We start from the raw sequence: 12,494 nt of genomic DNA on the forward strand, positions 1-12,494 counted from the left end.
ATGACCCGGTTCGCGCTTCAGCGGCTGCTGGCGGCGCTGCTGGTCCTCCTCGTCCTGAGCGTCGTGGTCTACGCGCTCTTCTACCTCCTGCCCGGCGACCCGGCGCGGCTGGCCTGCGGGCCCAAGTGCAGCGCCGACCAGGTCGACCAGGTGCGCACGCAACTCGGCCTGGACTCCCCGGCCTACACGCAGTACCTGCACTTCCTGCACGGCCTGGTGGCCGGCACGGACGTCAGCACCGGCGTCGGGACCGAGCACTGCGGCGCCCCGTGCCTCGGCTTCTCCTACCAGAGCGGCGAGCAGGTCACCTCCCTGCTCGCCGAGCGGCTGCCGGCCACCGCCTCGCTCTCCCTGGGCGCGATGGTGCTGTGGCTGGTCATCGGCGTCGGCAGCGGACTGCTGTCGGCCCTGCGCCACGGCGGGCTCAGCGAGCGGCTGCTGACCACGCTGACCCTCGCGGGCAACGCCGTGCCCGTCTTCATCATCGGCATCCTGCTGATGCTGCTGTTCGTCTCGGTGCTGGGCTGGCTGCCCTTCCCGTCGTACGTCCCGCTCACCGAGGACCCCGAGCAGTGGGCGTGGAACCTGCTGCTGCCCTGGCTCTCGCTGGCCATTCTGGAGAGCGCCAAGTACGCACGGCTGACCCGCAGTTCCATGCTGGAGACGCTCGCCGAGGACCATGTGCGCACGCTGCGCGCCTACGGCGTCCGCGAGCGTTCCGTCATCGGCCGGCACGCGCTGCGCGGCGCCCTGCCGTCGGTCATCGCGCTGTCCGCGCTGGACCTGGGGACGATGTTCGGCGGCGCGGTGCTCACCGAGTCGCTCTTCGGCATCCCGGGGCTCGGCAAGAGCCTGGTGGACTCGGTGAGCACCGAGGACCTGCCGGTGGTGGTCGGCCTGGTGCTGGTCACCGGCTTCTTCGTGGTACTCGCCAACGCCCTCGCGGACGTGCTGTACGCGGTGGCCGACCGACGGGTGGTGCTGGCATGACGTCACCGCTGATCGAGGTCACGGACCTCACGATCGACTTCCCCACCGGGTCCGGCACGGTCCGCGCCGTGGACGGGCTCTCCTTCACCCTGGAGGCGGGCGGCGCCCTCGGCGTCGTCGGCGAGTCCGGCAGCGGCAAGAGCGCCACCGCCTACGCCCTGCTCGGGCTGCACCGCGGCACCGGCGCGGAGATCGGCGGCTCGGTGCGGGTCGCCGGGATCGACGTGCAGACCGCGCAGGAGCGCGAGTTGCGGCGGCTGCGCGGCGGACTGGCCGCGATGGTCTTCCAGGACCCGCTGTCCTCGCTGGACCCCTACTTCGCCGTCGGCGACCAGATCGCCGAGGTGCACCGCGTCCACCACCCCAAGGCCTCGCGCCGCGCGGCCCGGCAGCGGGCCGTCGAGGTGCTCGACCGGGTGGGCATCCCCGACGCGCCGCGCCGCGCGCGCTCACGCCCGCACGAGTTCAGCGGCGGCATGCGGCAGCGGGCGCTCATCGCCATGGCACTGGCCTGCGAGCCCCGGCTGCTGATCGCCGACGAGCCGACGACCGCCCTCGACGTCACCGTGCAGGCGCAGATCCTCGACCTCCTGCACGAACTGCGCCGCGAGACCGGCATGGGACTGCTGCTGGTCACGCACGACCTGGGCGTGGTGGCGGGCAGCGTCGACCAGGTCCTGGTCATGAAGGACGGCCGCGCCGTGGAGCGCGGCACGGTCGCCGACGTGCTCGGCGCGCCGGAACAGGCGTACACCCGCGACCTGGTGGCGGCGGTGCCGCGGGTGGAGAAGGCCCGGACGCCGGCCGCGCCCGCGGACAGCGGGCAGGTCCTGCTGGAGGCCACCGGCCTGCGCCGGGAGTTCGGCCGGCGCGGCGCCCGGTTCGCGGCCGTCGACGACGTCTCCTTGACGGTGCGCGCCGGCGAGACCCTCGGCGTCGTCGGCGAGTCCGGCAGCGGCAAGACCACCCTCGGGCGGATGCTCGTCGGCCTGCTGGAGCCCACCGCCGGCCGGATCCGGCACGAGGGCGGCAGGACCGGGCTGCAGATGGTGTTCCAGGACCCGGTCTCCTCGCTCAACCCCCGGCGCAGCATCGGCGAGTCCATCGCCGACCCGCTGCGCACGGCCGGGGTCCTCGACGACGCGGCCGTGCGGGCCCGGGTGCGGGAACTGCTGGAACGGGTCGGGCTCGACCCGGCCTGGTACCACCGCTACCCGCACGAGTTCAGCGGCGGGCAGCGGCAGCGGGTCGGCATCGCACGGGCCCTGGCGCCCGACCCCCGGCTCATCGTCTGCGACGAGCCCGTCTCCGCCCTGGACGTCACCACGCAGGCCCAGGTCGTCGCACTGCTGGGGGAGTTGCAGCGCGAACTCGGCATCGCGCTGGTCTTCATCGCCCACGACCTCGCCGTCGTCCGGCAGGTCAGCGACCGCGTCGCCGTCATGCGTGCGGGCCGCATCGTGGAGCACGGGCCCGCCGACCGGATCTACGACGCCCCCGAACACCCCTACACCCAGGGTCTGCTGGCCGCCGTACCGGTCCTGGACCCCGCCGCCGCGGCGGCCCGTCGCGCGGACCGGGTCCGCGTGGCGTGACCGTCCTGCCCCTGGGGCAGGATGGGCGCGGCCCGCGCGACGTGCGCGGGCCGGGGGCGAGGGGAGCACACACGTGCGGCGGCGGGCGTTCATGGTGGGAGGCGCGGTCGCGACCGCGGCCGCGCTGGGGGTGGGCGTGGCGGGGGTGGCCGCGGACATCGTGCCCGAGAGCGCCGCGTTCCGGCGGCAGCTGGGCTGGACGGGCCCGGACGGGGTCGTCCCGGACGTGCCGGAGGGGCGGGTCACCCGCCGCCGGGTGATCTCGCGGGCCACCCGCGGCCGCCCGGAGCTGGTCACGATCGACCCGCACGGCGTCCCCGCCGAGCAGGCGGACCGGCTGCCGGTGTGCCTGATGCTGCACGGCCGGGACTCGTCGGCGTACGGCTTCGTGGAGCTGGGGATGGCCCGGTTCCTGACGCAGGCGGTCCGCGACGGCGTCCCGCCCTGCCGGCTGGTCGCCGTGGACGGCGGCGCGGCCTCGTACTGGCAGGCCTCGGGCGGCTCGGACCCCCAGCGCATGCTGCTGCGGGAACTGCCCGGCTGGCTCGGCGGCCGCGCCCCGCGCGCCGTGCTCGGCATATCCATGGGCGGTTTCGGCGCGCTGCGCTACGCCCGCTCCCGCGCCGTCGACGCGGTGGCGGTACTGAGCCCGGCGCTGTTCCGCACCTGGACCGACGCGCGTGCCGTCGGGGTGTTCCGCGGCCAGACGGACTGGACGGCGGACGAACCGCTGCTCCACACCGGGCAGTTGCGGGTGAAGCCCACCGCCGTCGGCCTGTGGTGCGGCCGCGAGGACCCGTTCCACGACGCCGCACTGGAATTCGCGGACGCCGTGCACCCGGCGGTCGCGGCCTTCGACCACGGCGCACACGACGAGGGCTACTGGCGCCGGGTCGCGCCCGACGCGCTCCGCTTCGTCGGCGAACGCCTACTCGGTAAGAACGCCTGACGCTTGCGGAAGTTACGCCACTTCACCCCTTTCGGTGGCACGGCGGACAACCGTCCGTCGTGCCCCCACTTCACCGGCATACGGTCATCGCGCCCGAAAAGAACCGGTGCCGAGAGGGGGCAGACGTGCGTATCGCATTACTCGCGGAGGGTGGTTACCCGTATGCGCGGGGCGAGGGGAGTGCCTGGGTCGACCGTCTCGTGCGCGGGCTCGACGCACACGAGTTCGCGGTGTACACGCTCGGCCGCAGCGAACGGGCCGACGCCGCCGGGCTGCTGGAGCTGCCGGCGCAGGTGACCGCCGTGCGCACGCTGCCGCTGTGGGGCCCGGTGCCCCGTCCGGCGGCGGCCGGGACGAAGGCGCGCCGGCGCCGCTCCCTGGTGCTGGAGCACTACCGCGACCTGGTCGGGACACTCGCCGGGGACGTCGACGCCAACGGCGTGGCGGACCGTTTCGCCTCCGCGCTCTACGGACTGGCCGACCTCGCCCGTGAGGACGGCGGCGTCCCCGCGCTGCTCCGGTCCGAACTCGCCCTGCACGTCCTGGAGGACGCCTGCCGCGCGCCCGGCGCGCGCCCGCTGGTGGCCGACGCGGGCGTGGGCGACCTGATGGCCGTCGCCGACCAGCTGGAGCGCGCGCTGCGCCCGCTGACGGCCCCCTGGTACGACGAGTTCGGCGACACCCTTGCCACCGCCGACCTCGCCCACGCGGTGACCGGCGGCACCGCGCTGCTGCCCGCCCTCCTGGCCAAACGGTTCTTCGGGACCCCCCTGCTGATCACCGAGTACGGCGTCCGCCTGCGCGAGACGCTGCTCGCCCACCGCGCCGCCGGCCTCCCCGCCCCCGTACGCGCCCTGCTCGCCGCCTTCCACCGCCGCCTGGCCGGCGAGGCATACCGCAAGGCCGCCCTCGTCACCCCCGGCAACGCCCACGCCCGCCGCTGGCAGGAGCACTGCGGGGCCGACCGCGAGCGGCTGCGCACCGTCCATCCCGGCTACCAGGGCGCCGTGCCCGGGCCCGTGGAGACCGGCGGCGGCGACCCCGCCCTGGTGTGGGTCGGCCGGATCGAACCCGGCAAGGACCTGATCGCCCTGCTGCACGCCTTCGGCGAGGTCCGCCGGCAGGAACCCGGCGCCCGGCTGCGCATCGTCCAGGGCGGCGCCGCCGACCCCGGCTATCTGCACCACTGCCGCGCGCTGGCCGCCCAGCTCTTCCCCGACGAGGCCGCCGACGCGGTGACCGTCGGCGAGAGCCCGGTGACCTTCGAGGAACTGGGCGCGCCCGGCGCTCCCGGCCTGGCGGAGGCGTACGCGGCCGGCGACGTGGTGGTGCTCTCCAGCATCGTGGAGGGCTTCCCGCTCTCCCTCGTCGAGGCCATGTTCTGCGGCCGGGCCACGGTCTCGACGGACGTCGGCGCCGTCCGCGAGGTCATCGGCGGCACCGGCCTGGTCGTCCCGCCCCGCAACCCGCGCGCGCTCGCCGAGGCGTGCGTCGCCCTGCTGCGCGACCCGGAACGCTGCCGGCGGCTGGGCGCTGCGGCCCGCGAACGGGCCCTGGAACTCTTCACCGTCGAGCAGAACATCGCCGCCTTCCGGGAGATCTACCTCGACCTCGTCGCCCACGCCCCCGGCCGCAACGGGCCGCTGCGGGACGAGGACGGCGCGCTCGTGCCCTTCGGCCGGCCCGCCGAGGCGCACGTCCCCGGCCGCTGGACGGCCGCCCCCACCTGGGCGCGCGCCCGGCGCGAGCCCGCGCTCGCCGGCACCGAGAGGCAGGACCGGGCGTGAGCCGCGCATCGCAGGAGCAGTGGCGTGGCGAATCCGCGGACCCCGTGGCCCCGGCTGCCGGTGAGCCCTGGGGGGACCCGCCGCCCGCCGCCCCCGCCGAGCAGACCGCCCGCAAGGGCGGCGCCCCGCGCAAACGGGGCCCCGCCGACCCCGTCCGCGGACTGATGCACCGTCATCAACGACTGTGCGCCGAGGCGGTGGACCCGCTGGAGATCGTCGCCGGACTGGAGGCGCAGGGCGTCACCGACCGGGTCGCGGGCTCCTTCCGGCACCGTGACGTCTTCACCCTCGCCGAGGAGCTGTACGCCCGCGTGCCCCGGGCCGACGTGCCGGAAGCGGCCGCCGAGGCGCCGGCGCGGCCCCCGGTGCTGCTGACCCTCGCCCCCGGCCTGGTGTGCGCGGCCGCCACCTGGGCGCTGCAGGCCCTGCACTCGCTCGCGGTCGCCGCCGTCGCCGGCCCGCTGCTGCTGGCCGCGCTCTTCGCCGCGCTGCGCACCGGCCCGCTGCGGGCCCCCTACGGCAACGGCGCCGGTGGCACCCTGTGGGCCTGCTGGCTGCTGGGCTTCGCCGCCTTCGCCGAGGGCGTCCGGCAGCCGGCCGCCGGGGCCGCGACGACCGCACTGGCGCTGTCGCTCGCGCCGGCCGCCTGGTGCGCGCACCGCTTCGCCGTACGCGCCCGCGGCCATCTGCTGCGCAGCCGCAGCCTGGAGGAGTTCGGGGCCGCCGTGCGCCCGCTGCTCCTCGGCACCCTGGCGCTCTACCTGGTCGCGGTCACGACCCTGCTCTGCGCCGCGCGCGCCGTCGTCGGCGCCCCCTTCACCCCCGCCGCCCTCACGGGACCCGCGGCGCTGGCCCTGCTGCTGTTCACCGGCCGCCTGCTGGCGATCCACGGCTACCCCGACGCCGGGGCGGTCGGCACCGGCCTGGCCAGCGCCACCGAGGCGGTCGGCCTGGCCGCGGTCCTGCTCGGCCGGCTGTCGCCCGCCCCCGACTCGGTCGCCGCCCTCGCGTGCGCGGCGGCGGCCCCGGTGCTGGTGGCCTACGCGCTGTCCGCGCTGTCCCGGGCCTCGGCCCACACCTTCGCGGCGGCACCCGCGATGACCCGCCCCGCCCCGCGAGGCACGAAGAAGCAGTCAAGGAGCAACTGACGATGAACCACCGACCCCCGAACCCAGTGCAGGCCCCGCGGAGGCGCGCGCGATGAGAGTCCTCCTGCTCGGGGCCGACGGATTCGTCGGCCGTCACGTGGCGGAACGGCTGCTGGCCGACCCCGCCGTGCAGCTCACCGCGCTGGGCCGCAGCGACGACGCGGACGTCCGGTTCGATCTGTCGTCGGGGAGCCCGGGGGCGCTCGCCCGGTTCATGGACGCGGTCCACCCCGGCGTCGTCGTCAACTGCGCGGGGGCGATCCGGGGCGGCGCGCGCGAACTGACCCGGCACAACACGATCGCGGTGGCGACGGTCTGCGAGGCCATGCGCCGCAGCGCCACCACGGCGCGGCTGGTGCAGGTCGGGTGCGCGGCGGAGTACGGCCCCTCGCCCGCCGGCAGTTCCACCGCCGAGGACGCGGTGCCGCGGCCGGGCGGCCCGTACGGGGTCAGCAAGCTCGCCGCTTCGGAACTGGTGCTGGGGTCCGGCCTGGACGCGGTGGTGCTGCGGGTGTTCACCCCCGTCGGCCCGGGCACACCGGCCGCCTCGCCCATCGGCCGGCTCGCGGAGGCACTGCGCCGGGCGATGCAGACCGGCGACGGCGAGCTCAAGCTCACCGGCCTGGGTGTGCAGCGCGACTTCGTGGACGTCCGCGACGTGGCGCGCGCCGTGCACGCCGCCTCGCTGTCCGCGGCGCAGGGCACGGTGAACATCGGCACCGGCCGCGCGGTCGCGCTGCGGGAGGTCGCGGCGGGCCTGGCGGCCGCGGCGGGTTACACCGGCGCGCTGCACGAGGTGGAGGAGCCGCAGATCGCCGGCGGCGGCGCACCGCACTACCCCGACGGCTGCGGGGCCTGGCAGCAGGCCGACGTCCGCACCGCGCGCGACCGGCTGGGCTGGCGGCCCAGGATCGCGCTGGAGGAATCACTCGCCGACGTCTGGATGGAGGCGGCATGCCGGGTCTGACCTCGGCCGGAACACGCCGGCCGATCGGTCGCTGCGACGGGCTCGGCTTCGGCGTCCCCGCGTACGCGCACCCGCTGGTCGCCCCCACGGAGTGGGCCGAACTGGCCCGCCCCGAGGCGCCGCTGCACTGGGTGGTCGTCAACGTCTCCCGGGGCCCCGGCGCCCGCGTCGACCCCCTGTACACCGAGGCGGCCGTACGGCTGCGGGACGCGGCCGTGCCCGTCCTCGGCTACCTGGACGCCCGGCACGGGGCGCGCCCGTTCGGGCAGCTCGTCGCCGACGCGCACCGCTTCCTGGACTGGTACCGGGTCGAGGGCTTCTACGTCGACCGGGCCCCGACGACGGCGGCCGAGCTGCAGGACTGCCGGCGGCTGATCACCACGCTGCGCGCCCTGCTCGCGGTCGAGGGGGGCAGCCGCGGCCATGTCGTCCTCGGCCACGGCAGCCACCCCTTCGAGGGCTACGCCGAGATCGCCGACCAGTTGGTGACGTTCGCCGGTCCGTGGACCCAGTACCGCTGGTCCGAGGCCCCGGAGTGGACCGCGGCCCATCCGCCCGAGCGCTTCTGCCACCTCGTGCACGGGGTCCCCGCCCCGCACCTGGAGAACGCCATGCGGATCGCCCGCTGGCAGGGCGCCGCCACCGTCTACTTCACCGACCGCACCGACCACGCGGCCTGGGAGGGGCTGCCCGCGTACTGGGCCGAGGCGTCGCGGATGCTGCAGAGCCAGCCGCCGCCCAGCATGTGACCCGTGGGCGTCTCGACCCTCGGGACGGCGGTCTTGGAATGAAGACGGGCGTGGCAGTGTTACGGGTAGAACCACCCGTAGTGATCGATCGACAAACGGAGTCCCCGTGTCGCTGCCACCCCTGGTCGAGCCGGCCGCCGAGCTCACCGTCGACGAGGTCCGCAGGTACTCCCGCCACCTGATCATCCCCGACGTCGGGATGGACGGGCAGAAGCGGCTGAAGAACGCCAAGGTGCTCTGTGTCGGTGCCGGCGGGCTCGGCTCGCCGGCCCTGATGTACCTCGCCGCCGCCGGTGTCGGAACGCTCGGCATCGTGGAGTTCGACGAGGTCGACGAGTCCAACCTGCAGCGCCAGATCATCCACAGCCAGGCCGACATCGGCCGCTCCAAGGCGGAGTCCGCCCGCGACAGCGTCAAGGGCATCAACCCGTACGTCAACGTGGTCCTTCACGAGGAGCGGCTCGAGGCCGACAACGTGATGGAGATCTTCGGCCAGTACGACCTGATCGTCGACGGCACGGACAACTTCGCGACCCGCTACCTGGTCAACGACGCCTGCGTGCTGCTGAACAAGCCGTACGTCTGGGGCTCCATCTACCGCTTCGACGGCCAGGCCTCGGTCTTCTGGTCCGAGCACGGTCCCTGCTACCGCTGCCTGTACCCGGAGCCCCCGCCGCCGGGCATGGTCCCGTCCTGCGCCGAGGGCGGCGTCCTCGGCGTACTGTGCGCGTCCATCGGCTCCATCCAGGTCACCGAGGCGATCAAGGTCCTCACCGGCACCGGCGAGCCCCTGGTCGGCCGGTTGATGATCTACGACGCCCTGGAGATGACCTACCGTCAGGTCAAGGTCCGCAAGGACCCCGAGTGCGCGGTCTGCGGCGAGAACCCGACCGTCACCGAGCTCATCGACTACGAGGCCTTCTGCGGCGTCGTCTCCGAGGAGGCGCAGGCTGCGGCCATGGGGTCGACGATCACTCCCAAGCAGCTCAAGGAGTGGATCGACGACGGCGAGAACATCGACATCATCGATGTCCGCGAGCCGAACGAGTACGAGATCGTCTCCATCCCCGGCGCCCGTCTGATCCCCAAGAACGAGTTCCTGATGGGCAACGCCCTCCAGGACCTCCCCCAGGACAAGAAGATCGTCCTGCACTGCAAGACCGGCGTCCGCTCCGCCGAGGTCCTCGCCGTCCTGAAGTCCGCGGGCTTCGCCGACGCGGTCCATGTCGGCGGCGGCGTCATCGGCTGGGTCAACACGATCGAGCCGGAGAAGCCCGTCTACTAGGCCCGCGAGTCACTGCGTTGCGGCTCGGGACCCGAGTCGTCCGCTGACCGGCGTCGACACCCCCACCGGGTGCCGACGCCGGTCAGTGCTGTGTCGGAGCGCCAGTCCGCCGCAGATCAGTGCCAGCGGCAGTTCCGCGCAGAACGCCATCACCAGCGCGGAGAGCCGTTCCGCGCCCGGTGCCGCCGTCATCGTGTCGAACCAGGCGTCGACCACCAGCAGCGTGCCGGTGGCGACGGCCGTGAGCGGGTGCAGATGGTGGCCACGTCCGGCCAGCAGCCCCGTGGCGATCAGGCCCAGGGCCTCCAGGATGTCCAGGCCGATCCAGACGGTCGGCCGGGTCCCGGTGCCGGCGCCACCGGGCAGTCCGACGGCCAGCACGACCAGCCAGGGCAGCAGGGCCAGCCCGCAGACGACCAGGAGGTGCTCCGGCCGGCACCGGCGGCGGTCCCCGCTGCCGGCCGGCCGGTACACGGCGTCAGGCGGTCGACGGTCACTCGGCGCGCTCATCGGCTCGGTCTCCTCACGTTCCCGCTCCCTCACGGGCTCCAGCTTCCGCCGCGCGGCGATCGGAGTCAGTAACGAAGATGTCCGTCCCGGGGTGGCACCAGTTGCACCCCCTGACCGGATGCCCACGCCATGGACCGACTCCGGCCGGGACACCTACCGTCGTCCCATGCACACAACCGCCCGCCCGCAGCGTGTGATCCCGGGAGCGTTCCGGGGGGCCGGACGCTCGGTCGCGTTCCTCGCCACGGGTGTCCTGATCCAGTTCGGCGTCCTGCTCGTCATGGCACTGCCCTGGACGATCTTCGTGCCGACCGCGGTGTGGGCCATTCTTCTCGCGGTTCTCGTCCCGCTCGCCGCTGTCGTGCTGGCCGGGCCGCTGGTGACCGCGGTGCAGCACGGCCGCTTCCGTGTCCGGCTCGGTGTGGACATCGCCTCGCCCCACGCGGGGCGGCGCCCCGGACCGCGTGTTTGGATACGGACGCCGGCGGGACGGCGGCAGCTCACGTACCACCTGCTGTACGGACCGCTCCTGGCCTTCGCGGCGGCCCTCGTCCTCCTGATGTGGCTCGCCGCCGGTACGGCCGTCTCGGTCTACGGGTGGCTCTGGCTGGTGCCCCTCGACTGGCGCGTCGACCACCCCGGTTCCACCACCTGGGCGGCCTACGTCACCGCCGCCGGAATCGCGCTGCTCCTCGCGGCGGCGTGGCTGTCCCGCGCCCTGTCCCGGCTCGACACCCGCGTCGCGACCGAACTGCTCGGGCCGAACCGCGCGGAGCGGTTGGCGCGCCGCGTCGACGACCTGACCGAGAGCAGGGCGGCCCTGGTGGGCGCCGTCGATGCCGAACGGCGGCGCATCGAGCGGGACTTGCACGACGGCGCCCAGCAGCGGCTGGTCTCCCTGGCGGTCAACCTCGGACTGGCCAGGGCGACGCTCGGCGACCTGTCCGAGGACGCCCGCCGCGTGATCGACGAGGCGCACCGGGAGGCGAAGGCGGCGATCGAGGAGCTGAGCGGTCTGGTCCGCGGGCTGCACCCGGCCGTTCTGGAGGACCGTGGCCTCGACGCCGCGATCTCGGGGGTCGCGGCCCGGGCGCCCATCCCGGTGCGGGTGACGGTGGACCTGCCGTCACGACCGTCGCCCACGATCGAGGCCGTCGCGTACTTCGTCATCTCCGAAGCGCTGACGAACGTGGTGAAGCACGCCGGGGCGTCCGGGGCCGAGGTCACCGTGGAGGGCCTCGGTCCGACCCTGCTGGTCGTCGTCCGTGACGACGGGGTGGGCGGCGCCGATCCGGCCCGTGGCACCGGGCTGGCGGGGCTGGCCCACCGCGTCGCCTCGGTGGATGGCACCCTGTCGCTGGACAGCCCCGCCGGGGGGCCGACCTCGATGACCGTGGAGCTGCCGTGCGTGCCGTGATCGCCGAGGATTCCGTGCTGCTCCGGATCGGCGTGGTCAAGGTCCTGGAGATGGCCGGCTTCGAGGTGGTCGCCGAAACCGGTGACGCTGAGACGCTCCTGTCGGTGGTGGAGGAGTACCGGCCGGACATCGCGGTGGTGGACGTCCGCATGCCACCCGGCTTCACGGACGAGGGGGTCCGGGCCGCGCTGGTCATCAAGCGACAGTCGCCGAACACGGCGGTCCTGCTCCTCTCCCAGTACGTGGAGGAGCGGTACGCGGCCGATCTGCTGTCCGCCCACACCTCGGGGATCGGCTACCTGCTCAAGCAACGGGTCGCGGACGTCGAGGAGTTCGCCGACACCCTGCGGAAGGTGGCGGCGGGCGGCACCGTGCTGGACCCGCAGGTGGTCTCTCAGCTGCTGGTGCGCCGCCACAGCGATCCGCTGGACCGGCTCACCGTCCGGGAACGCCAGGTCCTGGAGTCGATGGCGAGCGGCCGGTCCAACGCCGGGACGGCCGAACAGCTCGTGATCAGCGAGAGCGCGGTGGCCAAACACATCAACAGCATCTTCACCAAGCTCGACCTGCCGAAGGCGGACGCCGACCACCGCCGCGTGCTGGCCGTACTGCGCTTCCTCGGCGTCTCCTGACGTCACGAGCCGGCGATTGCGGTGCGGCGCCCGTGCTTGCCCGCCCCGAGGCCCGACGCCGCTCGTGCGCCCCGCTATGCGCCGCGCAGGCCGAGGTCGGCGCCGTCGCGGAGGTCGGGGAAGCCCTGGGCGATGACGGCCGCGGGGGCGAGGCAGGCGTGGCGGGTCGCGGTCGCGGCCGGGTGGTCGGCGCAGCCGAGGCGCTGGTAGGAGGCGACGGCGGAGCGGAGCCCGACCGCGACCGTGCGCAGCGTGGTGAAACCCTGCCGTCCCTCGATCTGCTCCAGGGCGAACGACGCGTCCGCTCCCGTGGCCTTCGCCGCGTCGCCGCACTCGGCGGCGAACATCCGGGCCGACGAGGTCGAGCAGGGCGATCCCGTACCGGAACCGAACCGCGCCTCGTTCGGGGTCAGTCGGGCCTCCAAGGCCGACTTCACGCGCTCGGCCATGACCGCCTCCGACGAT

The 12,494-nt window shown here is 74.4% G+C and carries 12 protein-coding genes; 10 read left to right on the forward strand and 2 right to left on the reverse strand.

The window, feature by feature from the left end; all coding sequences use genetic code 11:
* The 8 genes from ACFYXS_RS07110 (at position 1) to moeZ (ending at position 9,470) form a co-directional block, all read left to right on the forward strand.
* On the forward strand, positions 1 to 990 hold the full coding sequence (locus ACFYXS_RS07110; RefSeq protein ID WP_389245790.1) for an ABC transporter permease: 990 nt from the start codon (positions 1 to 3) through the stop codon (positions 988 to 990).
* Positions 987 to 2,585 (forward strand): dipeptide ABC transporter ATP-binding protein, encoded by a 1,599-nt coding sequence (locus ACFYXS_RS07115; protein WP_389244802.1) that lies wholly within the window; start codon positions 987 to 989, stop codon positions 2,583 to 2,585. Before ACFYXS_RS07110 ends, ACFYXS_RS07115 begins: the two co-directional genes overlap by 4 nt.
* A gap of 73 nt (positions 2,586 to 2,658) precedes the next feature.
* Positions 2,659 to 3,534, forward strand: a complete 876-nt coding sequence (locus ACFYXS_RS07120; protein ID WP_389244804.1) for an alpha/beta hydrolase — start codon at positions 2,659 to 2,661, stop codon at positions 3,532 to 3,534.
* A gap of 125 nt (positions 3,535 to 3,659) precedes the next feature.
* Positions 3,660 to 5,321 (forward strand): GT4 family glycosyltransferase PelF, encoded by a 1,662-nt coding sequence (gene pelF, locus ACFYXS_RS07125; RefSeq protein ID WP_389244806.1) that lies wholly within the window; start codon positions 3,660 to 3,662, stop codon positions 5,319 to 5,321.
* On the forward strand, positions 5,318 to 6,469 hold the full coding sequence (locus ACFYXS_RS07130; protein ID WP_389244809.1) for a hypothetical protein: 1,152 nt from the start codon (positions 5,318 to 5,320) through the stop codon (positions 6,467 to 6,469). Before pelF ends, ACFYXS_RS07130 begins: the two co-directional genes overlap by 4 nt.
* 52 nt (positions 6,470 to 6,521) lie before the next feature.
* Positions 6,522 to 7,436 carry an NAD-dependent epimerase/dehydratase family protein gene (locus tag ACFYXS_RS07135; RefSeq protein WP_389244811.1) on the forward strand — a complete coding sequence of 305 codons (915 nt, stop codon included), beginning with the start codon at positions 6,522 to 6,524 and terminating at the stop codon, positions 7,434 to 7,436.
* The gene (locus ACFYXS_RS07140) at positions 7,424 to 8,185 is read left to right on the forward strand and encodes a spherulation-specific family 4 protein (protein WP_389244814.1); all 762 of its coding nucleotides are present in this window, start codon (positions 7,424 to 7,426) and stop codon (positions 8,183 to 8,185) included. Before ACFYXS_RS07135 ends, ACFYXS_RS07140 begins: the two co-directional genes overlap by 13 nt.
* Before the next feature lie 106 nt (positions 8,186 to 8,291).
* The gene (gene moeZ / locus ACFYXS_RS07145) at positions 8,292 to 9,470 is read left to right on the forward strand and encodes an adenylyltransferase/sulfurtransferase MoeZ (RefSeq protein WP_389244816.1); all 1,179 of its coding nucleotides are present in this window, start codon (positions 8,292 to 8,294) and stop codon (positions 9,468 to 9,470) included.
* A 9-nt stretch (positions 9,471 to 9,479) separates the two neighbouring features.
* On the opposite strand, the gene ACFYXS_RS07150 is transcribed toward moeZ, so the two are convergent.
* Positions 9,480 to 9,980 (reverse strand): hypothetical protein, encoded by a 501-nt coding sequence (locus ACFYXS_RS07150; protein ID WP_389244818.1) that lies wholly within the window; start codon positions 9,978 to 9,980, stop codon positions 9,480 to 9,482.
* Positions 9,981 to 10,146: 166 nt separating this feature from the next.
* Between ACFYXS_RS07150 and ACFYXS_RS07155 the strand changes: the two genes are divergently transcribed.
* Entirely contained in the window at positions 10,147 to 11,397 is a 1,251-nt protein-coding gene (locus ACFYXS_RS07155; RefSeq protein WP_389244820.1) for a sensor histidine kinase, read from the forward strand.
* The gene (locus ACFYXS_RS07160; protein WP_389244822.1) at positions 11,385 to 12,029 is read left to right on the forward strand and encodes a response regulator; all 645 of its coding nucleotides are present in this window, start codon (positions 11,385 to 11,387) and stop codon (positions 12,027 to 12,029) included. The genes ACFYXS_RS07155 and ACFYXS_RS07160 overlap by 13 nt, the downstream gene beginning before the upstream one ends.
* A 74-nt stretch (positions 12,030 to 12,103) precedes the next feature.
* Here the strand turns inward: ACFYXS_RS07160 and ACFYXS_RS07165 are convergent, their stop codons facing one another.
* The gene (locus tag ACFYXS_RS07165) at positions 12,104 to 12,478 is read right to left on the reverse strand and encodes a hypothetical protein (RefSeq protein ID WP_389244824.1); all 375 of its coding nucleotides are present in this window, start codon (positions 12,476 to 12,478) and stop codon (positions 12,104 to 12,106) included.
* Positions 12,479 to 12,494 lie beyond the last annotated feature (16 nt).

Source organism: Streptomyces sp. NPDC002574 (assembly GCF_042889545.1).
GTDB lineage: Bacteria > Actinomycetota > Actinomycetes > Streptomycetales > Streptomycetaceae > Actinacidiphila.